Origin of the sequence: Streptomyces sp. NPDC091649 (assembly GCF_044756785.1) — a bacterium.
Classification (GTDB): domain Bacteria; phylum Actinomycetota; class Actinomycetes; order Streptomycetales; family Streptomycetaceae; genus Streptomyces.
Genome location: NZ_JBIVTR010000015.1, coordinates 101,372 through 125,627, shown reverse-complemented (window position 1 = coordinate 125,627; position 24,256 = coordinate 101,372). Strand labels below are relative to the sequence as shown.

At 74.0% G+C, this 24,256-nt stretch carries 21 protein-coding genes; 13 read left to right on the top strand and 8 right to left on the bottom strand.

Going from position 1 to position 24,256, the window contains the following annotated elements; genetic code table 11:
* Window positions 1-237 precede the first annotated feature (237 nt).
* Window positions 238-4,488, top strand: coding sequence for a molybdopterin-dependent oxidoreductase (locus ACIQMU_RS23775; protein ID WP_402689630.1), 4,251 nt, complete (start codon window positions 238-240; stop codon window positions 4,486-4,488).
* A 15-nt stretch (window positions 4,489-4,503) separates the two neighbouring features.
* On the top strand, window positions 4,504-5,067 hold the full coding sequence (locus tag ACIQMU_RS23770; protein ID WP_402689629.1) for an AAA family ATPase: 564 nt from the start codon (window positions 4,504-4,506) through the stop codon (window positions 5,065-5,067).
* A gap of 128 nt (window positions 5,068-5,195) precedes the next feature.
* Here ACIQMU_RS23770 and ACIQMU_RS23765 read toward each other — a convergent pair whose 3' ends face one another.
* Together ACIQMU_RS23765 and ACIQMU_RS23760 are read right to left on the bottom strand one after the other, a co-directional pair.
* A complete protein-coding gene (locus tag ACIQMU_RS23765; RefSeq protein WP_352242218.1) occupies window positions 5,196-6,077 on the bottom strand; it encodes an undecaprenyl-diphosphate phosphatase in 882 nt (293 codons plus the stop codon).
* A gap of 169 nt (window positions 6,078-6,246) precedes the next feature.
* Window positions 6,247-6,978, bottom strand: a complete 732-nt coding sequence (locus tag ACIQMU_RS23760) for a VTT domain-containing protein (RefSeq protein ID WP_352242219.1) — start codon at window positions 6,976-6,978, stop codon at window positions 6,247-6,249.
* Between the two features lie 40 nt (window positions 6,979-7,018).
* Between ACIQMU_RS23760 and ACIQMU_RS23755 the strand changes: the two genes are divergently transcribed.
* The 4 genes from ACIQMU_RS23755 (at window position 7,019) to ACIQMU_RS23740 (ending at window position 10,171) form a co-directional block, all read left to right on the top strand.
* A complete protein-coding gene (locus ACIQMU_RS23755; protein ID WP_402689628.1) occupies window positions 7,019-7,741 on the top strand; it encodes a DNA alkylation repair protein in 723 nt (240 codons plus the stop codon).
* A gap of 71 nt (window positions 7,742-7,812) precedes the next feature.
* Complete coding sequence (locus tag ACIQMU_RS23750) at window positions 7,813-7,974, top strand: hypothetical protein (protein ID WP_352242221.1); 162 nt, start codon at window positions 7,813-7,815, stop codon at window positions 7,972-7,974.
* Window positions 7,975-8,069: 95 nt separating this feature from the next.
* Window positions 8,070-9,242: an elongation factor Tu gene (tuf, locus tag ACIQMU_RS23745; protein ID WP_352242222.1), complete on the top strand. Its 1,173-nt coding sequence runs from the start codon at window positions 8,070-8,072 to the stop codon at window positions 9,240-9,242.
* Between the two features lie 83 nt (window positions 9,243-9,325).
* Window positions 9,326-10,171 carry a fused MFS/spermidine synthase gene (locus ACIQMU_RS23740; RefSeq protein WP_352242223.1) on the top strand — a complete coding sequence of 282 codons (846 nt, stop codon included), beginning with the start codon at window positions 9,326-9,328 and terminating at the stop codon, window positions 10,169-10,171.
* Between the two features lie 42 nt (window positions 10,172-10,213).
* Here ACIQMU_RS23740 and ACIQMU_RS23735 read toward each other — a convergent pair whose 3' ends face one another.
* Window positions 10,214-11,305, bottom strand: coding sequence for a hypothetical protein (locus ACIQMU_RS23735; protein WP_352242224.1), 1,092 nt, complete (start codon window positions 11,303-11,305; stop codon window positions 10,214-10,216).
* A gap of 106 nt (window positions 11,306-11,411) precedes the next feature.
* Between ACIQMU_RS23735 and ACIQMU_RS23730 the strand changes: the two genes are divergently transcribed.
* Window positions 11,412-11,864 (top strand): DUF4442 domain-containing protein, encoded by a 453-nt coding sequence (locus tag ACIQMU_RS23730; RefSeq protein ID WP_402689627.1) that lies wholly within the window; start codon window positions 11,412-11,414, stop codon window positions 11,862-11,864.
* A gap of 78 nt (window positions 11,865-11,942) precedes the next feature.
* Here ACIQMU_RS23730 and ACIQMU_RS23725 read toward each other — a convergent pair whose 3' ends face one another.
* Window positions 11,943-12,473 (bottom strand): gamma carbonic anhydrase family protein, encoded by a 531-nt coding sequence (locus ACIQMU_RS23725; RefSeq protein WP_352242319.1) that lies wholly within the window; start codon window positions 12,471-12,473, stop codon window positions 11,943-11,945.
* A gap of 196 nt (window positions 12,474-12,669) precedes the next feature.
* On the opposite strand from ACIQMU_RS23725, the gene ACIQMU_RS23720 reads away from it, so the two are divergent.
* Window positions 12,670-13,419: an acyltransferase gene (locus tag ACIQMU_RS23720; RefSeq protein ID WP_352242226.1), complete on the top strand. Its 750-nt coding sequence runs from the start codon at window positions 12,670-12,672 to the stop codon at window positions 13,417-13,419.
* Between the two features lie 167 nt (window positions 13,420-13,586).
* Window positions 13,587-14,159, top strand: a complete 573-nt coding sequence (locus tag ACIQMU_RS23715; RefSeq protein ID WP_352242227.1) for an XRE family transcriptional regulator — start codon at window positions 13,587-13,589, stop codon at window positions 14,157-14,159.
* 145 nt (window positions 14,160-14,304) lie between these two features.
* On the opposite strand, the gene ACIQMU_RS23710 is transcribed toward ACIQMU_RS23715, so the two are convergent.
* Window positions 14,305-15,126, bottom strand: coding sequence for an aminoglycoside N(3)-acetyltransferase (locus tag ACIQMU_RS23710; RefSeq protein WP_402689626.1), 822 nt, complete (start codon window positions 15,124-15,126; stop codon window positions 14,305-14,307).
* Between the two features lie 46 nt (window positions 15,127-15,172).
* Window positions 15,173-15,619: a CoA-binding protein gene (locus ACIQMU_RS23705; RefSeq protein WP_352242229.1), complete on the bottom strand. Its 447-nt coding sequence runs from the start codon at window positions 15,617-15,619 to the stop codon at window positions 15,173-15,175.
* A 75-nt stretch (window positions 15,620-15,694) separates the two neighbouring features.
* On the opposite strand from ACIQMU_RS23705, the gene ACIQMU_RS23700 reads away from it, so the two are divergent.
* The 3 genes from ACIQMU_RS23700 to ACIQMU_RS23690 all read left to right on the top strand — a co-directional run bounded on the left by ACIQMU_RS23700 (window position 15,695) and on the right by ACIQMU_RS23690 (window position 20,871).
* Entirely contained in the window at window positions 15,695-16,321 is a 627-nt protein-coding gene (locus tag ACIQMU_RS23700; RefSeq protein WP_352242230.1) for a YigZ family protein, read from the top strand.
* 285 nt (window positions 16,322-16,606) lie between these two features.
* Complete coding sequence (locus tag ACIQMU_RS23695) at window positions 16,607-17,776, top strand: exonuclease SbcCD subunit D (protein WP_402689625.1); 1,170 nt, start codon at window positions 16,607-16,609, stop codon at window positions 17,774-17,776.
* The gene (locus ACIQMU_RS23690) at window positions 17,773-20,871 is read left to right on the top strand and encodes an AAA family ATPase (RefSeq protein WP_402689624.1); all 3,099 of its coding nucleotides are present in this window, start codon (window positions 17,773-17,775) and stop codon (window positions 20,869-20,871) included. Before ACIQMU_RS23695 ends, ACIQMU_RS23690 begins: the two co-directional genes overlap by 4 nt.
* A gap of 31 nt (window positions 20,872-20,902) precedes the next feature.
* Here ACIQMU_RS23690 and ACIQMU_RS23685 read toward each other — a convergent pair whose 3' ends face one another.
* Entirely contained in the window at window positions 20,903-21,349 is a 447-nt protein-coding gene (locus ACIQMU_RS23685) for an Lrp/AsnC family transcriptional regulator (RefSeq protein ID WP_352242233.1), read from the bottom strand.
* An 87-nt stretch (window positions 21,350-21,436) separates the two neighbouring features.
* Between ACIQMU_RS23685 and ACIQMU_RS23680 the strand changes: the two genes are divergently transcribed.
* Window positions 21,437-21,931 carry a rhodanese-like domain-containing protein gene (locus ACIQMU_RS23680; protein WP_352242234.1) on the top strand — a complete coding sequence of 165 codons (495 nt, stop codon included), beginning with the start codon at window positions 21,437-21,439 and terminating at the stop codon, window positions 21,929-21,931.
* A 573-nt stretch (window positions 21,932-22,504) separates the two neighbouring features.
* On the opposite strand, the gene ACIQMU_RS23675 is transcribed toward ACIQMU_RS23680, so the two are convergent.
* Window positions 22,505-24,193 (bottom strand): DUF885 domain-containing protein, encoded by a 1,689-nt coding sequence (locus ACIQMU_RS23675; protein ID WP_352242235.1) that lies wholly within the window; start codon window positions 24,191-24,193, stop codon window positions 22,505-22,507.
* Window positions 24,194-24,256: the final 63 nt, after the last annotated feature.

Sequence of the window (24,256 nt, the reverse complement as noted above, 5' to 3'; positions counted from 1 at the left end):
GGCAGGGCCCGCGCACCCGGCGTCTCTCCAGTAGTCGGCGGCCCCGCCGGGGAAGTTCCCGCGCGCTCCCGGGCAGGGGCCCGGCGGCCTCACCGACCGTCCCCGGGCGGTGTGCAGCCGACGTAACCGACGTCGTTCGCCCGGTGTCATCCCCGGGTAACGGGCCCTTCCTAGATTCGGGAGTGACCACCGCCCGCCCCCGCGTCCCTCCGGGAACGCCCGCCCCGAAGGGCCCCCATGACCGTGCCGACCCCGCCGCCGGACGCCCCCGCCACCGACCGGGTGCGCACCGTCTGCTCGTACTGCGGGGTCGGCTGCGGGATCGTCCTCGACATCGCCACCGGCACCGACGGCCGCCGCACCGTGGTGAAGGCCGCGGGGGACAAGGAGCACCCGTCGAACGCCGGCCGGCTGTGCACCAAGGGCGCGACCGGCGCGGACCTCCTCGCCGCCCCCGGACGGCTCACCACCGGCCTGGCCCGCGCCGACCGCAGCGAACAGCCCGCCCCGCTGGCCCGGGACGCCGCCATCGCGGAGACGGCGCGCCGACTGCGGTCCGTGCTCGACGCCCACGGCCCCGACGCGGTGGCCCTCTACGTGTCCGGCCAGATGACGCTGGAGGCGCAGTACCTCGCCAACAAGCTGGCCAAGGGCTTCATCGGGACCAACACCATCGAGTCCAACTCCCGGCTCTGCATGGCCAGTGCGGGCAGCGGCTACAAGCTGTCCCTCGGCGCGGACGGGCCGCCCGGCTCCTACGAGGACTTCGCCCACGCCGACGTCTTCCTCGTCACCGGCGCCAACATGGCCGACTGCCACCCGATCCTCTTCCTGCGGATGATGGAGCGCGTCAAGGCCGGTGCGAAGCTGATCGTCGTCGACCCCCGGCGCAACGCCACCGCCGCCAAGGCCGACCTGTACCTCCGCATCCGGCCCGGCACCGACCTGGCCCTCCTCAACGGGCTGCTGCACCTCCTCGTGGAGAACGGGCACACCGACCCCGGGTTCATCGCCGAGCACACCGAGGGCTGGGAGCAGATGCCCGCCTTCCTCCGCGACTACCCGCCCGCCGTCGTGGCGGGGATCACCGGCATCCCCGAGGCCGACATCCGGCAGGCGGCCCGCTGGATCGGCGAGGCGGGCGCGTGGATGAGCTGCTGGACGATGGGTCTCAACCAGTCCACCCACGGCTCCTGGAACACCAACGCGATCGTCAACCTGCACCTGGCGACCGGCGCGATCTGCCGCCCCGGCAGCGGCCCCTTCTCGCTCACCGGCCAGCCCAACGCCATGGGCGGACGCGAGATGGGCTACATGGGCCCCGGGCTGCCCGGCCAGCGATCGGTCCTCGTCGACGAGGACCGCGCCTTCACCGAGGAGCTGTGGGACCTCCCGCCCGGCACCCTGCGCGCGGACGGCTCGGGCAGCGGCACGGTCGACATGTTCCGGCGCATGGCCGAGGGGGAGATCAAGGCTTGCTGGATCATCTGCACCAACCCGGTCGCCTCGGTCGCCAACCGCCGCACCGTCATCGAGGGCCTGGAGGCCGCCGAACTCGTCATCACCCAGGACGTGTTCGCCGACACCGAGACCAACGCGTACGCCGATATCGTCCTGCCCGCCGCCCTCTGGGCCGAGTCCGAGGGCGTCATGGTCAACTCGGAGCGCACCCTGACCCTCTCCCGCCGGGCCACCGACCCGCCGGGAGAGGCGTGGCCGGACTGGCGGATCATCGCGGAGGTCGCCCGCGCCATGGGCTACGAGGACGCCTTCGGCTACACGAGCGCCGAGGAGGTCTTCGCGGAGATCACCCGGGCCTGGAACCCGCGCACCGGCTACGACCTGCGCGGGGTGACGTACGAGCGGCTGCGCGAGACCCCCGTGCAGTGGCCGAGTGCGGACGCCGACGGCCCGGCCCGCAACCCCGTGCGCTACGTCAACGACGGCGTGAGCCAGGAACTGACCGTACGGCCCGACGGGAGCGTGCCGAGGCTCGCCTTCCCCACACCGAGCGGCCGGGCCGTCTTCCACGCGCGCCCGCACCTCCCGCCGGCCGAGATGCCCGACGGGGACTTCCCGCATCTCCTCAACACCGGGCGGCTCCAGCACCAGTGGCACACCCTCACCAAGACGGCGAAGATCGACCGGCTGAACCGGCTCGACCCCGGCCCGTTCGTGGAGATCCACCCCGACGACGCGGCGGCCCTGGGCCTCACCGAGGACGACGGCGTCGAGGTCGCCTCGCGGCGCGGCCGTGCGGTGCTCCCGGCCCGGATCACCGACCGGGTGCGGGCGGGGGAGTGCTTCGCCCCCTTCCACTGGAACGACCTGTTCGGCGAGTACCTCGGCGTGAACTCCGTGACCAACGACGCCGTCGACCCGATCTCGTTCCAGCCCGAGTTCAAGGTCTGCGCGGTCCGGCTGGCGAAGGTGGCCGCCCCCACGGCGTACCCCGCCCCCGCCGGGGCGAGCCCCGCGCCCCCCGGCGTACCCGGCCCCGCGGGCGCCACCGGCCCCGCCCGCGCCGCGGACCTCCCGCACACTCTTGACCTGACGCACGCCCTGGGGCTCGCCGACATCACCCCGCCCGTCCTCACCGACGTCGAACGCCGCTATCTGGCCGGCTTCCTCGCGGGTCTCGGCACCCGGCCGGAGGGCACGCCGGTGCTGCCGGCCGGCGCTCCGTTCACCCCGGAGCACGCCCTGTGGGTCGACGGAATACTGGCCGGCACCTACTCCCGGCTCCCGGAGGCGCCGGAGCCCGCGACCGCGCCCCCGGCGAGCGTCCCGGAGGAACAGGGCCGTCCGGTCGTCGTGCTGTGGGCCTCGCAGACCGGCAACGCCGAGGAGGCCGCCGCGACCGCCACCCGCACCCTGGCCGCCGAGGGGTACCGCACCACGCTCCTCGGCATGGACGCCGGGACGCCGGGCACCCTGCCGAGTCCGGCCGACCTCCTCATCGTCACCAGCACCTTCGGCGACGGCGACGCCCCCGACAACGGCTCCGGCTTCTGGGAATCGCTGAACGGCTCCGGCGCCCCGCGCCTGGACGGCGTCCGCTACGCCGTCCTCGCACTCGGCGACTCCTCGTACGACGACTTCTGCGGCCACGGCCGCCGGCTGGACGAACGGTTCGCCGAACTGGGCGCGGAGCGGCTGGTTCCCCGCACCGACTGCGAACCGGAGTACCACCAGCCACTCGACCAGTGGCTCAAGGAGGTCCGGACGGCACTGGAGCCGACGACACCGGAAGGGACGGCGGCACCGGAGTCCACGGCACCGGAGGGAACGGCGACGCGGGCGGGAGCCACAGCGGCGACGGAGACAGCGGCGGTTTCGTCGGGCGGGGCGGCGCACCCCCTCCCCTCCCGGGACACGCCCGTCACCGCCCTCCTCACCGGGAACCGCCTCCTGAGCCTGCCCGGCGCGACGAAGGAGGTCCGCGCCTTCACGATCGACACGCGCCGCGCCGACACTCCCCTGACGTACACGACCGGGGACGCCCTCGGCGTACAGCCCCTCAACTCCCCGGACCTGGTGGAGGAGTGGCTCGCCGTCACCGGACTCGACCCGGCCGCCGAGGTGGAGGTCCCCGGGCACGGCCCGGTCGCGCTCGGGACGGCCCTGCACCGCCACCTCGACCTCACCCGCATCACCCCCGGCCTGCTGCGCCTGGTGGCCGACCACACCGGGGACCGGTCGCTGAAGAAGCTGCTGCGCCCCGACAACAAGGGCGAACGGGACCGGTGGGCGTGGGGGAGGCAGGCCGTCGACGTCCTCGCCGAACACCCGGTGCGGGCCACGGCCGCCGCCTGGGCCGACGTGCTGGGACCGCTGCGGCCGCGCCTCTACTCCATCGCCTCCAGCCCGCTCGTCGACCCCCGCCGCATGCGGCTGACCGTCTCCGTGATCCGCTACGAGAGCCACCGCGGCCGGATGCGCAAGGGCGTCGCGTCGACCTTCCTCGCCGACGCCGAGCCGGACAGCCCCGTTTCCGTGTTCGTCCGGCGCAACGACCGTTTCCGCCCGCCCGCCGACCCGGCCACCCCGATGATCATGATCGGGCCCGGCACGGGAGTCGCGCCGTTCCTGGGCTTCCTGGAGGAACGCCGGGCGCTCGGGCACCCCGGCGCCAACTGGCTGTTCTTCGGCGAGCAGCACCGCGCCACGGACTTCTACTACCGCGACGAGCTCGACGCGCTGAGCCGCTCGGGCACCCTCACCCGGCTGGACACCGCCTTCTCCCGCGACCAGCGGGCCAAGGTCTACGTCCAGGACCGGATGCGTGAGCACGGCGCCCAGCTCTGGTCCTGGCTCCGCGACGGCGCCCACCTCTATGTCTGCGGCGACGCCTCCCGCATGGCCAAGGACGTCGACCGGGCCCTGCGCGACATCGCCGTCGCCCACGGGGGGCTCGACCCCGACGCCGCGGCGGCCCAGGTGAAACAGCTAGCCTCGGACCGCAGATACGTGCGTGATGTGTACTGAACGGGGAGCAGGGCCATGGGCTGGACGGAAGTACCGGTGGACACCGAACCCGCGGTGGGCGCGGTCCTGCTGACCGGCATCCCCGGCAGCGGCAAGAGCACGGTGGCCGCGGCGCTCGCCGCCCGCTTCGCCGCCTCCGCCCACATCGAGGTGGACGCCCTCCAGGAGCTCATCGTCTCCGGCGGCCGGTGGCCCTCACCCGAACGGGACGAGGAGGCGGACCGGCAGATCTTCCTCCGGGCCCGCAACGCCTGCCTGCTCGCGGGCAGTTTCGTGGCCGCCGGCTTCCTCCCGGTCATCGACGACGTCGTCGTACGCCGCGCTCACCTCGACTTCTACCGTGCCGCCTTCACCGGCGGACCGCTGCACCGCGTGGTCCTGGCCCCCGGCGCGGCGAAGGCCATGGAGCGCAACCTCGCCCGGGACAAGACGCTGACCACGGACTGGTCCCCCCTGGCAGAGGTGATGCGCACCGAACTGGCCGACGAGAAGATCTGGATCGACAGCGCGGAGCTGACCGTGGAGGAGACGGTCGACGCGGTCCTGGCCGCCACCGGTCTGTCACCCCGGCCGGCCTGACGCCGGCGGGCCCGCCCCCGCGGCGTTGTCGGACCCCCGCCGTACGGTGAGGACATCTGTCCGCGCTGCCGGCTGCCGCGCCGCTGGATCGCCCCGCCCGGCTGCTCTCGGGCGGGGCGCCCGCCGGTCTACGGGGTGAGGCCCGCGGACTCACCCGCGTGCGGGCTCAGCACACCCGCACCCACGAGGACGAACAGGACGACGCCGAGCACGATGCGGTAGATGACGAACGGCATGAAGCTCTTGGTGGTGATGAAGCGCATGAACCACGCGATGACGGCGTATCCGACGACGAACGCCACGATCGTCGCGAAGATCGTCGGGCCCCAGGCGACATGCCCCTCGCCCGCGTCCTTCAGCTCGTACGCACCCGAGGCGAGCACCGCGGGGATCGCCAGGAGGAAGGAGTAGCGGGCGGCCGACTCGCGGGTGTAGCCCATGAGCAGACCGCCGCTGATCGTCGCGCCCGACCGGGAGACCCCGGGGACCAGGGCCATGGCCTGGCAGAACCCGAAGATCAGACCGTCCCTGACCCCCAGATCCTTGAGCGTCTTGCGTTCCTTCACGACGCGGTGCCTGCCGCCGGACTCGTCGCGCGCGGCCAGCCGGTCGGCGATGCCCAGCACGATGCCCATGCCGATCAGCGTCGTCGCGATCAGCCGCAGATCGCGGAACGGGCCCTCGATCTGGTCCTTCAGCGTGATGCCCAGGACTCCGATGGGGATCGAGCCGACGATGACCAGCCAGCCCATCTGGGCGTCGTGGTCCCCCCGCATCGAACGGTCCGTCAGCGAGCGGAACCAGGCCGAGAGGATTCGCGCGATGTCCTTCCGGAAGTAGATGAGCACCGCCGTCTCCGTGCCGATCTGGGAGATCGCGGTGAACGCCGCTCCCGGGTCGTGCCAGCCGGCGAAGGCGGCCGTGAGCCGCAGATGCGCGCTGGAGGAGATCGGCAGAAACTCGGTCAGTCCCTGAACGAGTCCCAGGACGAATGATTCGAACCAGCTCATGGGGCTTAGGCCATCCCGGAGGTGATCGTGCATCGGCCACGGACGACTGGGCCCGTCGGCTGCGTGCGGAGTGCGGAGTGCGGTCAAGGACATCGAGGTCGCGGGCAGCGTATCGCCTGAAAGTAAACGCCAGGCTGACCGCACCGGTCATCCACGTGCCGCGATGCGCTCAGTCCTTCGGTGTGTCTCCCCGGCCCAGCCGGTGGCGTTTGCGCCAGGCGACCAGCGCCCCGCCGAGAGCGGAGAGCACGATGAAGCCCATGGCGGCCAGGAACACGGGCGAGGTCGGCGAAGCGGCCTCGCTGCCGGCTATGACGTACGCCGCCGTGTTCGGGACCGAGCCCAGCCCGGTGGCCAGGAGGAACGGCGGAGCGCCCATCCGGGAGGTCGCCGCGCAGTAGTTGGCGGCGGCGAACGGGACCCCGGGGAAGAGCCGCAGCGCCAGGACGGACCGGAAGCCGTGCCGGCTCAGCACCCCGTCGGCCGCGGTGAGAAGCCTCCCGCGCAGCAGGGTCCGCAGCGCGTCCTGGCCCAGCACCCGGCCCAGCGTGAACGCCAGTCCCGCGCCCAGCACCGTGCCCGCCAGCGCCGCCGCCAGACCCGTGTGCGCGCCGAACAACGCGCCCGCGGCGATGTTGAGCAACGGGCGCGGCACGAAGGCCACCGTCAGCACCCCGTACGCCAGCCCGAACAGCACCGCGGCCGTGCCCCCGGCCAACTGGGGCGGCCAGCCCGACGCCAGCAGCCGCTGTGGTTCGAACAGCAGCATCGTCGACGCCGCCCCGAGCAGGACGACGACGAGCAGCGAGAACCGGGACCACGGCGACAGCAGGGCCCTGGAGAGGCGCAGGGCCGGGCCCGGACCGGTGGCGGGCCGGACGGCGGGGACGGGGTCGAACATTCGGGGAGAGTAACCGAAAACGCTGTGTGATCGCCGTAATGTGCGTCGCGTGAACGCCGCCGCCGACGCCCCCGCCCCGCCGGACAGCACCCTCGCCGACACCGTTCTCGAGCGGCTGGTCGACGCCTACGCCCCGGCCGCCGACCCCGTACGGGCCGAGACCGCCGCCGCGTACATGAAGCACGTCGCCCCCTTCCTCGGAATCCCCGCCCCCGAGCGCCGGGCTCTGTCGCGGACCGTGCCGGCGGGCACCGGGCGGCCGGACGAGGCGGACTGCACGGCGATCGCGCTGCGCTGCTGGCGGCTGCCGGAGCGGGAGTACCAGTACTTCGCCGCCGACTACCTGCGCCGGTACGTGGGCCGCTGCTCCTCGGGCTTCCTGCCCATCCTGCACCACCTCGTGACCACCGTCCCCTGGTGGGACACGGTCGACGTGCTCGCCGCGCACGTCGCGGGGCCGCTGGTCGCCGCCGATCCGGCGCTCGCCCGGGAGATGGACCGCTGGATCGACGACCCCTGTCTCTGGGCTGCCCGGACCGCCCTGCTGCACCAGCTGCGCTACCGGGAAGCCACCGACGCCGACCGGCTCTTCGGCTACTGCCTGCGCAGCGCGGACCACCCCGACTTCTTCATCCGCAAGGCGATCGGCTGGGCTCTGCGGGAGTACGCCAAGACCGACCCCACCGCCGTACGCGACTTCGTCGAGGGAGCCAGGCCCCGCCTGTCGCCGCTGTCCGTGCGCGAGGCGCTCAAGAACCTCTGAGGCCCGCGAGCGGCGCCCCACCCGCCGAAAACCATTCGACGCGCCGCTCCGGCCCGGCCATGATCGGGGGCATGTTCCGGTACGCCTTCCTCGCAGCGCCGTCCGCAGTCGCGGACGCGCCGAAGGCTGCCGTGAACGACGCGGTCGCCGGGGCAGTCGCCCCGGCCGCGGCAGCAGCCTTCGCGGCAGCGTTCTCCGCCGCCGCAGCGCCCATCGGCGGCGCCCGAAGCTGACCCTCCCCCGACAGTCCGGCGGACCCCGTGAGGGGAGGGTCGGCGGGGCCCTGGGGTCTTCTCTTCTCAGCTTCGAGTTCTCAAAGGAACGAGCCATGTCCAAGACGGCTTACGTGCGCACCAAGCCGCACCTCAACATCGGCACCATGGGCCACGTCGACCACGGCAAGACCACTCTCACCGCCGCCATCACCAAGGTCCTCAGCGAGCGCGGCGGCAACACCTCCTACGTGTCCTTCGACCGGATCGACCGGGCTCCCGAGGAGGCCCAGCGCGGCATCACCATCAACATCGCGCACGTCGAGTACGAGACCGACACCCGCCACTACGCGCACGTCGACATGCCGGGCCACGCCGACTACATCAAGAACATGGTCACCGGAGCGGCGCAGCTCGACGGGGCGATCCTCGTCGTCTCCGCGCTCGACGGGATCATGCCGCAGACCGCCGAGCACGTCCTGCTGGCCCGTCAGGTCGGCGTCGACCACATCGTCGTCGCCCTCAACAAGGCCGACGCGGGCGACCCCGAGCTGACCGACCTGGTCGAGCTGGAGGTCCGCGAGCTGCTCTCCGCGCACGGGTACGGCGGCGACAGTGTCCCCGTGGTCCGGGTCTCCGGGCTCAAGGCGCTGGAGGGCGACCCCCGCTGGACGGCGGCGGTCGAAGGGCTGCTGGACGCCGTCGACACCTACGTACCGATGCCGGTGCGCTACACCGACGCGCCGTTCCTGCTGTCCGTCGAGAACGTCCTGACCATCACCGGCCGGGGCACCGTCGTCACCGGCGCGGTCGAGCGCGGCACCGTCCGCGTCGGCGACCGGGTCGCGGTGCTGGGCGCGGACGTCGAGACGGTCGTCACCGGTCTGGAGACCTTCGGCAAGCCGATGGAGTCCGCCGAGGCCGGGGACAACGTGGCGCTGCTGCTGCGCGGGGTGGAGCGCGACCGGGTCCGCCGCGGCCATGTCGTGGCCGCGCCGGGCAGCGTGGTGCCCAGCCGCCGGTTCACCGCGCGGGTGTACGTGCTGTCGGCGAAGGAGGGCGGCCGGTCGACCCCGGTCGCCACCGGCTACCGGCCGCAGTTCTACATCCGTACGGCGGACGTCGTCGGCGACGTCGACCTCGGTGAGGCGGCGGTCGCGCGCCCCGGTGACACGGTCACGATGACCGTGGAGCTGGGCCGCGACGTGCCGTTGGAGTCCGGTCTGGGCTTCGCGATCCGCGAGGGCGGCCGCACGGTCGGCGCCGGCACGGTCACCGCGCTGCTCTGACGGCCCGCCTGCCCGCCACCCCTGAGCCGGGGGTGGCGGGCAGTGCCGCGGAAGGACCCGTCCGCACCGGTGACAATGGAGACGTGAACGAGCCGATACCCGTCATCCGCGAGGTCGACTGCGGCACCGCCCGGCTGCTGCCCGATGTGGACCGCGACCGGGCCTGGCTGCTCACGGTCGACGACGCGCCCCAGTCCTACGTCGACCTCGACGATCCGTCCCACCTGGAGTTCGAGTACGTACGGCGGCTCGCCCACGTGGTGGACGGCGCGGCCGGACCGGGTGTGCCCCTGGACGTACTGCATCTCGGCGGCGGGGCGCTGACCCTGCCCCGCTACGTGGCCGCGGCCCGCCCCGGCTCCCGGCAGGACGTCGTCGACGCGGACCGCGAGCTGCTGCGGCTGGTCCGTGAGCAACTGCCGCTGCCCGACGGCAGCGGCATCTCCCTGCACGCGGCCGACGCCCGGGAGCGGCTGGAAGCGACCGCCCCCGCGTCCGCCGACCTGCTGATCGCGGACGTCTTCGGCGGTTCCCGGGTTCCGGCGCACCTGACCTCCGTGGAGTACGCGCGGGCCGCCGGCCGGGTGCTGCGCGGGGAGGGGCTCTACGCGGCCAACCTGGCCGACAGCGCGCCGTTCGCGTTCCTCCGCTCCCAGTTGGCGAACTTCGCCGAGGTCTTCCCGGAGATCGCGCTGATCGGGGAACCGGCTGTGCTGCGCGGGCGGCGCTTCGGCAACGTCGTCCTCCTCGCCTCGTACGCGCCCCTCGACGTGGCGCCGCTCGTCCGCCGTTGCGCCGCGGACGCCTTCCCCGCGCGGGTCACCCACGGCGCCGCGCTGACCCGGTTCCTCGGCGGGGTCCGCCCGGTGGCGGACGTGGACGCGGTCGCCTCGCCCGAACCGCCCGAGGGGGCCTTCAGCGTCGGCTGAGGTCCCCGCGGCCGGGGCGGGCCGGGCGGCGCGCGGCGGGGATCAGCCGGTGGGCTGGCCGGCGAGGCGGACCGTGCTCAGGATCTGCTGGATGGTCGTGTCCGGAAGCTCGTCCTTGACGCCGGTGGCGGCGTAGAGGGCCCAGGTCGAGTAATCGCCCTTCGCGTTCTTGAAGGAGAAGGCGATCGACTTCCCGTCGGTGTCGCACTTCTCCTTGTTGGCCAGCTCCAGGGCGGTGGCCTGGACGACGCTGCCGGAGAGACCCGACTTGGTGGTGAAGGGCTTGGGCTTGCCGACCTTGACCTTGGACTTGGGGTCGAGCTGGGCGTAGGCGGCCCACACCCAGTTGCCGGCCTCGATCGTCGCGGCCTCGTCGGTGCTCTTGGCGCCGCGTGCGCCCTTCGTCCCGACGCCGGCGAGCCCGGTGTCCTCCTTGCTGCCGTCCCCGTCGGAGTCGTCGACGCACCACTTGCTCTTGTAGTACGCGGGCGCGGAGAAGCCGGCGGCCGGCTTACCGGTGGGATCCTTGGCGTTCTCGAAGCCCGAGAACATCCCCGAGCTCGCGACCTCCCAGTCACCGGGAACGTCGAACTGCGTGCCCCACTTGGGGTTGGTGACGACCTTCCAGCCCGCAATGGTCGGCTTGGGGTCGCTGTCGGAGCCCCGCGGGTTCTCCACCGGCGCGGAGCCGGTGGCCGATTCGCTGGGCTTCGCGCTCGGCGACGCGGACTTCTTGCCGTCGGCGACGCTCTTGCCGTCCTCGTCGTCCTTGCCCAGGACGACGACACCCGTGACCGCGGCGGTGACGACGACAGCGGTCGCCGCGACGATCGCCACGATGGTCGTCTTCTTCTTGTCGTCACCGGGCTTCGGCCCGCCGGGCGGACCCGGGACGGCGTACTGCGGCACCGTCGGCTGCTGGTAGGGGTTGGGCTGCTGATAGCCCGGCTGCCCGCCGGGCGCACCCTGCGGGTAGCCGTAGCCCGGCTCCGCGGGCTGCTCCGGCCCTCCTTGCGGCGGATATCCCGGTTGCTGATAGGGATTCGGCTGCTGGTACCCCGGCTGCTGGTACGGGTTCTGGTTCTGGTCCTGCGGGTTCTGCTCGCCCCCGGGCGGCTGCGTTCCTGGCCACATGGCCAGTAACCATAGAGGGGCCGTGTCCCCACTGCTACGGCCGCCCTGTCCCAGAGCGGTCACAAGGGGATGGCCAAACAGTGCTACTGGTGAGTAACCTTCGGGTATGAGCGCTGAACAGACGACCGTGGGCGAGATGCTCGTCGCCACGGTCCCGATGGCCCGGACCCTCAACCTCGAATTCCTGGAGACGACCCCGGAGCTCGCCGTCGTCCGGCTGCCCGACCAGGCGGACTACCACAACCACGTCGGCGGACCCCACGCCGGAGCGATGTTCACGCTTGCCGAGTCCGCCAGCGGCGCGATCGTCATCGCCGCCTTCGGCGACCAGCTGTCGCGCGCCGTGCCGCTCGCGGTGAAGGCCGAGATCGGCTACCGGAAACTCGCCATGGGCGAGGTCACGGCTACCGCGACCCTCGGCCGCCCCGTAGCCGACGTCGTCGCCGAGCTGGACGCAGGACAGCGGCCGGAATTCCCCGTGGCCATAGAGATCCGGCGCGCGGACGGCGCGGTCACCGGCGAGATGACCGTCGTATGGACCCTGCGCCTCAACGACTGACCACCGCCGTACGCGTCCGGGCGTCGGCCCCGCCCCGAACGGGAGGGGCGGCGGCCCGGACGCGCTGCGCGCCGGGTGTCAGGCCCGGTGCGCCTCGCGGTGGGCCTTGGCCAGCTCCACGTACCCGGCCGCGTTGAAGCGGATGCCCTCCAGCTCCTCGGCGGTCAGCGGGCGCTTGACCTCGGCGGGCACGCCCGCGACGAGCGAACCGGGCGGCACCCGCATCCCCTGCGGCACGAGGGCCTGGGCCGCGACCAGCGAGCCCGCGCCGATGTGCGCGCCGTTGAGCACCGTGGCGCCCATCCCCACCAGCACGTCGTCCTCGATCACACAGCCGTGCAGCACCGCGTTGTGGCCGACGGAGACCCGTGCGCCGACGGTGAGCGGGAACCCGGGGTCGGTGTGCACGCTGCAGTTGTCCTGGACGTTGCTGTCGGGGCCGAGCGTGATGGGACCGCAGTCGGCGCGCAGCACGGCCTGGTACCAGACGCTGGAGCCCGGGGCGAGCGTCACCTCGCCGATCACCACGGAGGTCGGCGCCACGAACGCGTCCCCGGCGATGTCCGGCTCCCTGCCCCCCATGCCCGTGATCAACGCCTGCTCCGCCATCGCCTGCTCCTTCGCGCCGGTGTGGTGCTCCTGGGCCCGCTCCGCCGGGTCGGTCCTGCCGGCCGGATCGGTCGGACCGGCGGGACCGGGCCGACTCACACGGTAGGCGACGGCTCCCCGCGCACACCGCGCACTGGGGTGAACATCACAGGTGACGGCGCCGATCGCCCGCCGCGCCGCCGACTACCGTGAGCGCGTGCCGAAGAACCGAAACGCGTTCTCCTTCCTCGCCCGCTGGCCGCGTCGCGCCGCCTCCCGCGCGGTCCACCGCGGCTGGGCATGGGCGCAGCGGGCGGGCGCGGTCACCGCCGAGCACCCCGGGCGGCTGCGGTTCGGCGCGATCGGCGCGGGGACCCGGCTCGCCTTCCCGCAGGGGACCGTGTTCGGGGAGCCCTGGATCGAGCTGGGCGCGCACTGCGTCATCGGCGAGCAGGTCACGCTCACGGCCGGAATGATGCCGGACCTCGACCTGGGACCCGACACCGTCCTCACCCTGGGCGACGGCGTGGTGCTGGGCCGCGGCAGCCATGTGATCGCGGACACGACGGTGACGGTCGGGTCCGACACGTACTGCGGCCCGTACGTCTACATCACCTCCACGAACCACAGCTACGACGACCCGCACGAGCCCGTGGGCAAGCAGTGGCCCCGGACGGAACCGGTGACGATCGGCCCCGGCTGCTGGATCGGCACCGGCGCGGTGATCCTGCCCGGCGCGCGGCTCGGCCGGAACGTGGTGGTCGCGGCGGGCGCCGTCGTCCGGGGCGAGGTCCCCGACCACGCGGTGGTCGCGGGAGCGCCCGCCCGCGTGGTGCGCAGCTGGGACCCCGAGAACGGCTGGCAGCCGCCGCTGCGCACGCCCGCGCCCGTGCCGATCCCCGAGGGCGTCACGCCCGAGCAGCTGCTGGCCTTCGCCGAACCGGAGAAGGCGCGGAACACGCCGTAGCGGGCCGTGCTGCCGCACCGTGCGGACCCACGCCGGCGGCGCCGGCGCAGCTCGGCGGACGCGGGAGAGCGGGAGGGCACCGTACGGCAGTGCAATATTCTTGACCCCGGCATGCGCCGTACGCGACTCAGCCACCCGCACTCCGCCATCCACCGCAGGGACGGTACGTGTCCGATCTCGACCAGCTCACCCAGTCGCTGGCCCGCAACCTCAAGCGCTGGCGGGGGGAGCGGGGCTTCACCCTCGACGTCCTCGCGGCCCGCGCCGGCGTCAGCCGCGGAATGATCATCCAGATCGAGCAGGCGCGGACCAACCCGAGCGTCGGCACCACGGTCAAGCTGGCCGACGCGCTCGGTGTCAGCATCACCACCCTCCTCGACCACGAGCAGGGCACCCAGGTCCGGCTGGTCCCGGAGAGCCAGGCCGTCCGCATGTGGTCCACCGAGGCGGGCAGCTCGACCACCCTGGTCGTCGGCGCCGAGGCCCGGGGTCCGCTCGAACTGTGGACCTGGCGGCTGATGCCCGGAGAGGGCAGCGACTCCGACCCGCACCCCGAGGGCACCGTCGAACTCCTCCACGTGACGGAGGGCGAGCTGACCCTCGTCGTCGACGGCCGCGCCCACCCCGTCCCCGCCGGGTCCTCCGCCACCTTCGACGCACACCTGCCGCACGGCTACCGCAACGACGGCGGCGAGCCGGCCGTGTTCACCATGGCCGTCGCCGTCCCGCCCGTTCGCTGAGACGCGGCGGCCCGCCGCGGGCCGTCGCCCGGCACGCACCGTCCGCGCCGACGGACACGGCGGCCGGCGAGAGCGGTACGCGCACGGCGGGGCGTCACCGCGAGCCGCTCGCCCCGCCGCCCGGGCTGCCCTGCGGACCGCCGGGTCAGCGCTCCGCCGGCCGGTGCTCCGTGAGCCAGGCCGTGGCGAAGTCGACGGCGGCACGCAGCCGGATCAGCCTGCAGACGGCCGAGCCCACCCGGCCCGCCGTTACGTCACCGTCGGCGGCCGCCCCCTCGAAGGCCGCGCCCAGGGCGGCGAAGTCACCGTCGTCCAGGGCGACGTCCTCGTACTCCCACCACCGGCGCACCCCCCGCCGCGCCACGACACAGCGGTAGCTCCGGCGCGGCGGACCGGGCACCCGGTACTCGCCCAGGTGGAAGGCCGTACAGGTGGCGTAGCCGGTGCCGAGCAGCAGGATCCGGGCGTCCGCGTCGTACAGCCGGGCCAGCGGCGAGTCCTCCCCGAGGTGGCAGTCGGCCCGGTGCCCGGCGAGCAGCCGCCCCGCCCCGGGCCCGAGCGCCGCGAACGAGGTCTGCGGGTGCGCGCTGCGACCGGCCCCCGCCGCCGTCCGCACCGACTCCGCCAGTGCGCCCATGGACGGCGCGGGGGTCAGCGACGGGTCGTACGGCGGCATCGAGGCGCGAACCGCGTCGACGGCCCGGGCGTCCAGACCCCGTACCCGGTCGCGGTAGTGCGGCGAGGTGTCGGAGTTCTCCGGGGTGAAGGCGGGGACCACCAGGGTCCCCTTCGGCCCCACGGCCCGGCGCAGCCCGGCCAGCACGCCCCGCGCGCCGTCCGCCACCGGTCCCAGCGACCGCAGCGAGGCGTGCACCAGCAGCACGTCGCCGGGCCGTACGCCCAGCGCGGTCAGAGCGGCCGTCGTCCGGGCCCCGTCGAGCACGTCTGCGTCGCGTACGTCGTCCACGGCGGTGATTCTTCCCGTCCCGGGGCGTCCCGCACACCCGGTCCGCTCAGGCGGGCCCGCCCAGCCGCGGGATCTCGATCGCCGGGCACCGGTCCATGACCATGTCCAGCCCCGCCGCGCGCGTCCGCTCGAAGGCGTCCGGGTCCACGACGCCGAGCTGGAACCACACCGCCTTCGCGCCCACCGCCGCCGCCTCGTCCGCGACCCCGCCCGCCAGCTCGCTGTTGACGAACACGTCCACCACGTCGACCGGGAAGGGGATGTCCGCGAGCGAGGCGTACCCCTGCTCCCCGTGCACCGTCTCGGCCTTCGGGTGCACCGGCACCACCCGCTTGCCGAACCGCTGGAGGACCTCCGCCACACCGAAGGCCGCCCGGGAGCGGTTGCCGGACAGGCCCACCACCGCCCAGGTGTCGCCCGAGTCCTGGAGAACCCGCCTGATCGTCGCGGGGTCCGCGTACGAGTCCGCCGCGCTGCTGCCGTCTGCGTTCATGCCGGGACAACCGACGGCCCCCACCTCCCCATTCCCGCCGGGACCCGTCCTCCCGGCGGCGCATAGGGTGGGCGGATGCAGGAGCAGTACCGGACCGTCGCCCGCGCGGGTGTGCACGAGAGCGAGATCAACCGATCCCGTTTCCTCTGCTCCCTCGCCCCCGCCGCCACCGAACAGGAAGCCCAGGACTTCGTCGCCCGCGTCCGCAAGGAGCATCCGACCGCCTCCCACAACTGCTTCGCGTACGTGGTCGGCGCCGACGCCTCCGTGCAGAAGGCGAGCGACGACGGCGAACCCGGCGGCACCGCGGGCGTCCCGATGCTCCAGATGCTCATGCGGCGGGAGGTGCGCTACGCGGCCGCGGTCGTCACCCGCTACTACGGCGGGGTCAAACTCGGGGCGGGCGGACTGATCCGGGCGTACGGCGGAGTGGTCGGCGAAGCCCTCGACGCCCTCGGCACCCTCACCCGCCGGCGCTTCCGGCTCGCCACCGTCGTGGTCGACCACCAGCGGGCCGGAAAGCTGGAGAACGACTTGCGGGCCACCGGGCGGGACGTCCGCGCGGTGAGCTACGCCGAGGCCGTCACGATCGACATCGGGCTGCCGGACGGCGACGTCGAGGCGTTCACGGCCTGGCTGGCCGACGCGACCGCGGGCACCGCCGTGCTGGAGCTGGGCGGCGAGGCGTACGGCGACGTGTGACCGGGCGCCGGGGCGGCGTGAGGGCAATGCCACGGACCCCGGAATCATGATCGATGCGGGTTCGGCGGCCCGGCGGCGTTAGCGTGGTCGATGCCGAGCGGGATCACGGGCCGCCGGTGCGCGGCCCACGGGGTGGAGGACGACGACGATGCAGGCCGGAAGCGGGGGAGAGACGATGCTGGCCGAAAACGGCACAGTGGCGCCGTCGGCGGGAACCGGTGGCGTGGTGCGGTCGGCCGGGGCCGCCGGAGTGACGGCGTCGGCCGGGACCGCCGGAGTGACGGCGTGAGGATCCTGCACACCTCGGACTGGCACCTGGGCCGGTCCTTCCACCGCGTATCGCTCCTCGACGCCCAGGCCGCCTACCTCGACCGTCTCGTGGCGACCGTCCGGGAACGCGAGGTGGACGTCGTCCTCGTCGCGGGCGACGTCTACGACCGGGCCGTCCCGCCGCTCACCGCCGTCGAGCTGTTCGACCGCGCGCTGCACCGGCTCGCCGCCGTCGGCGTCCCCACCGTCATGATCTCCGGCAACCACGACTCGGCCCGCCGGCTCGGCGTCGGCGCAGGACTCTTCGAACGGTCGGGGATCCATCTGCGTACCGACCCGGAAGGCTGCGCCACCCCAGTCGTGCTCGCCGACGCCCACGGCGACGTGGCGTTCTACGGGCTGCCCTACCTGGAGCCGGCCCTGGTCAAGGACACGCTCCGGGCCGCCGGGGCGGGCCACGAGGCGGTGCTCACCGCCGCCATGGACGCCGTCCGCACCGACCTGGCCACCCGCCCCGCGGGTACCCGTTCCGTCGTCCTCGCGCACGCCTTCGTCGCGGGCGGGGAGCCCAGCGACAGCGAACGCGACATCACCGTCGGCGGGATCGCCGCCGTCCCGGCCGGGGTCTTCGACGGCGTCGACTACGTGGCCCTCGGCCATCTCCACGGCTCCCAGCGGGTCACGAGCCGCGTCCGCTACTCCGGCTCCCCGCTCGCCTACTCCTTCTCCGAGGCCGGCCACCGCAAGACCATGTGGCTCATCGACCTCGACGGCGGCGGGGCCATCGCGGCCGAGGAACGCGTCGACTGCCCCGTCGAACGGCCCCTCGCCCGGCTCCGCGGCCGGCTCGACGCCCTCCTGGAGGACCCCTCCCTGGACCGTCACGAACCCGCCTGGGTCGAGGCCACCCTCACCGACCCGGTGCGCCCCGCCGAGCCGATGGCCCGCCTCACCCGGCGCTTCCCGCACACCCTCAGCCTCGTCTTCGACCCCGAGCGGCCGCCCGACGACCCGGAGGCGTCCTACGCCCAGCGCCTCCGGGGCCGCGACGACCACCAGGTCGCCGAGGACTTCGTCGCCCATGTCCGCGGCGGCAGCGGCCCGAGCGACCTGGAGCGCACCGTGCTGCGCGCGGCGTTCGACGACGTCCGCGTGGACGAGACCGTGCGCGAGGTGTCCCGGTGAGACTGCACCGCCTCCGCCTCACCGCCTTCGGCCCGTTCGGCGCCACCCAGGAAGTCGACTTCGACGCCCTCTCCTCCGCCGGTCTCTTCCTGCTCCACGGGCCCACCGGCGCCGGGAAGACCTCCGTCCTGGACGCCGTCTGCTTCGCCCTGTACGGAGCCGTGCCCGGCGCCCGGCAGAGCCCCGGGGCCTCGCTGCGCAGCGACCACGCGCCCGCGGACCTGCCCACCGAAGTCCAACTGGAACTGACCGTGGGCGGCCGGCGCCTCGAAGTCACCCGCAGCCCCGCCCAGCCCCGCCCCAAGAAGCGGGGCGCCGGCTTCACGCAGGAGAAGGCGCAGAGCCGGCTGCGCGGCTACGACCCCGACCGCGGCTGGCAGGCCCTCAGCACGTCGCACCAGGAGATCGGCGAGGAGCTGACCCAGCTCATCGGCATGAGCCGGGACCAGTTCTGCCAGGTGGTGCTGCTGCCTCAGGGCGACTTCGCCCGCTTCCTGCGCTCGGACGCCGAGGCCCGCGGCAAGCTCCTCGGCCGGCTCTTCGACACCCGCCGTTTCGCCGCCGTCGAGGAACGCCTGGGCGAACTGCGCCGGAGTGCCGAGGCCAAGGTCACCGCCGCCGACGAACGGATCCTCGCCCTCGCCCAGCGCATCGCCCAGGCGGCCGGACCCGCCGGGGCCGAGGCCACGCCGATCGCCGCCCGGCCGGGCGAACCGGGCCTGGCCGAGGCCGTTCTGGAATGGGCCGCCATCGCCCGGTCCACGGCCCGCGAGCGGCGCGACATCGCCCACTGCGTCCTGACCGAGGCCGAGGGCCGGCAGGGCGTGGCCCGGCACGCCCTGGACACCGAGCGCGAGCGCGCCCGCCTCCAGCAGCGGTACGAGGAGACCGTGCGGCGCGCCGCCGCCCTGGAGGAGCGACGGCTCGAACACGACCGCTGCCAGGAGAGGCTGGAACGCGCCCGCAGGGCGGACCGGGTCGCCCCCGCACTCGACCTGCGCGAGGAGGCGGAGCGTGCCCACCGCCGGGCGGGCGACGCCCTGGACCGGGCCAGGGCACAGCTGCCGCCCGACCTCGCCGACGCGGGCCCCGACCGGCTCGCCGAGCTGGAGCGCCGGTTCCGGCAGGAGGTGGGCGGCCTGGAGTCGGCTCGCCGGGCCGAGGCGCGCAGCGCCGCGATCGACGAGGAACGGGACCGGCTGGAGCGCGAGTCCCGGGCCGACGACACGACCGTCCGGGACGCGGACGCCTGGCTGGCCGGCTGGGACGCCGTCCACGCCGGACTCAGGGAGCGCATCGCGACGGCGCAGGAGGCGGCGACCCGCGCCGAACAGCTCGCCGGACTTCTCGCCCCGGCCCGCCGCAGGCTGGAGGCCGCCCGCCGCCGCGACGCGCTGGCCGCCGAGGCCGAGACCGCCCGGCAGGTGCTCGCCGAGGCCCGCGAACGCGCCCTCGACGCCCATGAGACCTGGCTCGGACTGCGCGAGCGGCGGCTGCGGGACATCGCGGCGGAGCTGGCCGCCCGACTCGTCGACGGCGCGCCCTGCACCGTCTGCGGCTCCGCCGAACACCCGGCCCCCGCCACCGAGGGCGACGGCCACGTCGACCGGGCCACCGAGGAGGCCGCGCTCGCCGCCCACCGCAGCGCCGAGCAGGTCCGTACCCGCGCGGAGCAGGCCCTCGGGCTCGTCCGCGAACGCCACGCCGCCGCACACGCGGAGGCCCTCGACGCTGATCCGGCGGCGGACGCCGGGGCGGAGACCGGCGAAGTCAACGCCGGCACCGCGGCCGTGCCCGGCGGCCCCGGCGCCGAGGCAGCGGCGAGGACGGACACCGGCCCGTCCGTCGACGAACTCCGCGAGGCCGTCGACCGGTTGACCGCCGAGCACGCCGAGGAGCACCGCCTGGCCGCCGGCACGCACGCGGCCCGGGAGGCTCTCGACGCCGCCGAGCGCGAGCACCTAGGACGCCTCGAACTCCGGCAGGAGGCCGAACGCCGGGCCGCCGCCCGCACGTCCCGGCGAGAGGCACTCGACCGCGAGCAGGCCGTTCTGGCCGATGAACTGGCTGCCGCCCGGGGTGAGTTGGGGTCCGTCGCCGCCTACGCGGAACGTCTCACCCACCGGGTGGCACTGCTCGCGGAGGCCGCCGAGGCCGTACGTGCCGAACAGGACGCGGACCGGCGGCGCAAGGAGGCCGACGGCCGGCTCTCCGACGCGGCGTTCCGGGCCGGGTTCGACACCCCGGAGGCCGCCGCCGCGAACCTCCTCGACGCCGCCGCGCAACGCGACCTCCAGCACCGCGTCGACGCCTGGCAGGCCGAGGCCGCCGCGGTCGCCGACCGCCGTGCCGAACGCGACGCCCGCGAGGCCGCCGAGCAGCCCCCCGCCCAGCCGTCCGCCGCCCGGGCCGATTTCGAGGCGGCGGAGCGGCTGCTGCGCGAGGCGTCCTCCGCGCACGCCGCCGCCGAGGACCGCCGCGTCGAGCTGACCCGCCTCTCCGAGCGGGCCGCCGACGAGGTGCGGGCCCTGGGGCCGGTGCGCCAGGACTACGAACGGATCGCCCGGCTCGCGGGCCTGGCCGCCGGGACCTCGGCCGACAACGAGCGCAAGATGCGGCTGGAGGCGTACGTCCTGGCCGCCCGCCTCGAACAGGTGGCCGCCGCGGCCACCGCACGGCTGCGGCGGATGTCCTCCGGCCGCTACACCCTGGTCCACTCCGACGCCCGGACCGGCGGGCGCAGGGCCGGGCTCGGGCTGCATGTGGTCGACGCCTGGACCGGCAGCGAGCGGGACACCGCGACGCTGTCCGGGGGCGAGACGTTCTTCGCCTCGCTGGCCCTCGCACTCGGCCTCGCCGACGTCGTGACCGAGGAGGCCGGCGGCGTACGCCTGGACACCCTCTTCATCGACGAGGGGTTCGGCAGCCTGGACGACCAGACCCTGGACGAGGTGCTCGACGTGCTGGACTCCCTGCGCGAGCGGGACCGCAGCGTGGGCATCGTCAGCCATGTCGCCGACCTGCGCCGCCGGATTCCGGTCCGGCTCGAAGTGGTGAAGGAGCGCCAGGGATCGTCCGTCCGCCACCGTCTGTGACCCGGCCCGGCCGCGCGGCAGCCCCGCCGGTTCAGCGGCCGATCGCGCGGCGGGGGAGCGGTGAGGAGTACACGATGCTGGTGGTGACGGAGCCCAGTGCGCCGATCCGGCCGGTGGTCTCCTCCAGATGCTTCATCGAACGGGCCGTGACCTTGAGGACGAAGCAGTCGTCGCCGGTGACGTGGTGGGCCTCGATGATCTCCGGCGTGGTCTCCAGGAGGTCGTGGAAGGGCTTGTAGTTCCCGTTCGGGTAGCGCAGGCGCACGAGGGCGAGGAGGGGCAGCCCGAGTCGCTCGGCGTCCACCACCGCCGCGTACCCGCTGATCACGCCCAGTTCCTCCAGCCGCCGCACCCGCTCCGTCACGGCGCTCGGGGACATGGCGACGGCCCGCGCGAGCTCGGCGAAGGTGGCGCGGCCGTCGCGCTGGAGGACGTCGAGGATGCGCCAGTCGGTGGCGTCCGGGGAATAGTCGGTCACCTCACGAGACAACAGGGAAAACCCCGGCGAATCAAGGGGACCGCCGGGGAACGTTACTTCTCGGCCCCGTTCCGCCGTCATAGATTCATGGTCATGACCTCCCACCCCACGGCCACGGCCGACCACCCCGTCCTGCGTGTCGCGCCCGCCGCTCCCGCCGTCGCGGCGGCCTACTTCGGCGCTTCGCTCGCCTTCCACGCGGACGTCTCCGACGTCGCCTCCGCGCTCACCGCCGATGGCGACCCCGGGTTCGTCGTCCTGGACAGCCGCTCCACCGCCTCCTGGGACCAGGGGCACATCCCCGGCGCCGTGCACCTGCCCACCGCGCTGATCCCCGAGCAGGCGGCGGCGCTGCTGGACCCGGCCGTCCCCGTGGTCACGTACTGCTGGGGGCCGGGCTGCGACGGCGCGACCCGCGCGGCCCTGGCCCTCGCCCGACTGGGCTACCGGGTCAAGGAGATGCTCGGCGGATTCGAGTACTGGGCCCGCGAGGGATTCGCCTTCGAGACCTGGCAGGGCCCCGGCCGACGCGGAGTCGACCCGCTCACCGCACCGGTCGACGCCGCCGACTGCGGCTGCTGAGGGCGCGGGCCCGGGCCGGGGGCCGGCGTGCCCCGCCGGCAGGACCGGGCAGAGGCCGGCGCAGTGGAGGCTCTCCGGCCTCCGCCTCTTCGGGCAGCCCGCTGACCTGGCCGTCGCCGACCTCCACCACCGGCCGCACCCCGTCCTCGCGCAATGCCGGACCGGTGGTGGTCCACCGCCTCCCGCGGGAAGGGGGCTCCGGTACGGGTGCCGAGCCGGGGGTGTCCGGGTGGGCGGGGACGAGCACCGCCCCCCCCGCCCACCCGCGCCTCGCGCCTCGCGCCTCGCGCCTCGCGCCTCGCCGTATCATCCAGCCGCGGTACCCGTACGTCCGGAGTCCCGCGCGACCTGGGCCACCGCCCCGGCCGCGTCCCCCGCGAGCGCGCGCCATGGTCGAGCGGAGCGATCCGCCCGACGGCCGCACGCGCGGCCGCGACCTCGCCGGTGAACTGCGGATCGGACCGGGAGAAACGCGACGGGGCGGCACGGAACAGGAATCCGTTCCGCTCGCCCATGCCAGTCCGCCTCACGTCCACGGCCGGGGGCTGCGAACCGTACGCACCACTGTCCGGATCAGAGCCGGGACAGCTCGTCCACCAGATCGTCCAGGCCCAGCGACCCCTGGGAGAGGGCCGCCATGTGCCAGGCTTTCAGATCGAACGCGTCGCCGTGCGCGGCGCGCGCGTTCTCCCGGCCGAGCAGCCAGGCGCGCTCCCCGAGCTTGTAGCCGATGGCCTGGCCCGGCATCGACAGATAGCGGGTCAGCTCGCTCTCCACGAAGTCGGCGGGACGGCCGCTGTGGTTGCCGAAGAACTCCTGGGCCAGACCGGGCGTCCAGCGCTCACCCGGGTGGAAGGGGGAGTCCGCCGGGATCTCCAGCTCCAGATGCATGCCGATGTCGACGATCACCCGGCAGGCGCGCATCATCTGGGCGTCGAGGTAGCCGAGCCGCCGTTCCGCGTCGGGCAGGAAGCCCAGCTCGTCCATCAGCCGCTCCGCGTACAGTGCCCAGCCTTCGGCGTTGGCGCTGACCATGCCCACCGATGCCTGGTAGCGGGAGAGGCTGTCGGCGACGTGCGTCCACTGCGCGATCTGCAGGTGGTGGCCGGGGACGCCCTCGTGGTACCAGGTGGAGACCAGGTCGTACACCGGGAAACGGGTCTCGCCCATGGTGGGCAGCCAGGTGCGTCCGGGCCGGGAGAAGTCCTCGGAGGGGCCGGTGTAGTACGGCGCGGCGGCTCCGCCGGGCGGTGCGATGCGGGACTCCACCTTCCGCACCCGCTCGGCGAGGTCGAAGTGCGTGCCGTCCAGCGCCTCGATCGCCTCGTCCATCAGGCCCTGCAGCCACTCGCGGACCTCGTCCACGCCCTCGATGTGCTTGCCGTGGACATCGAGGTGGGCGAGCGCCTCCCAGGGGCCGGCCCCGGGGAGGATCTTCTCGGCCTCGTTCTTCATCTCGGCGAGCAGCCGGTGGTATTCCGACCAGCCGTACGCGTACGCCTCGTCGAGATCCAGGTCGGTGCCGTTGTACAGCCGCGACCAGCGGGCGTAGCGCTCCCGGCCGACCGGGTCCGGGGCGCCCTCGATCCCCGGGGCGTAGACGTCGCGCATCCAGTCCCGCAGCGCGAGCACCGAGGCCGTCGCCAGCTTGGCGGCCTCGTCCAGCTCGGCCCGCAGGGACGCCGGGCCGGGGGCGACGAACTCCGCGAAGAACGCCGTGCCCTCGCCCTCCCCGCCCCACTCCGTGAGCTGCCCGATGAACGTGGCCGTCGCGCGGGGACCGCCGTACAGCTTGCGCTCCAGACCGAGCGCGAGCGAGGCGCGGTACCCCTCGTGCGCGTCGGGCACCGCGCGCAGCCGTTCGACGACCGCCGCCCAGTCCTCGTCCGTCGCGGTCGGCGTGAGAGTGAAGACCTCGGTGATGCTGTGGGCGGGCGACTGCAGGTTGGAGACGGTCCGCAGCCCCTCCTGCGCCTCGTGCACGGCCAGCTCCGCCGTCAGACGTTCCCGCAGGAGCCGTCCGCAGCGCCGCTCGGCGTCGCTGTCCGCACCGGGAAGCCGCTCCGCCGCGTCCAGGTCCCGCAGCGTCGCGCGGATGAGGCCGGCGGCCGCGGCCTGGCCGGCCGGTGAGAAGTCGGGCAGCCGCCGCGAGCTTTCGGGCACCCCCAGATAGGTGCCGGTGATGGGGTCGAGTTCGATGATGGCGTCGACGTAGGCGTCGGCGACCTGACGGGGCAGCGCGCTGCTCGAAGTGTCTGACATGCGGACATCCTCGTACGGCGGTGGCCTCCTCGTCATCACCGGGGAGGTGGGACGTCCGAAAGG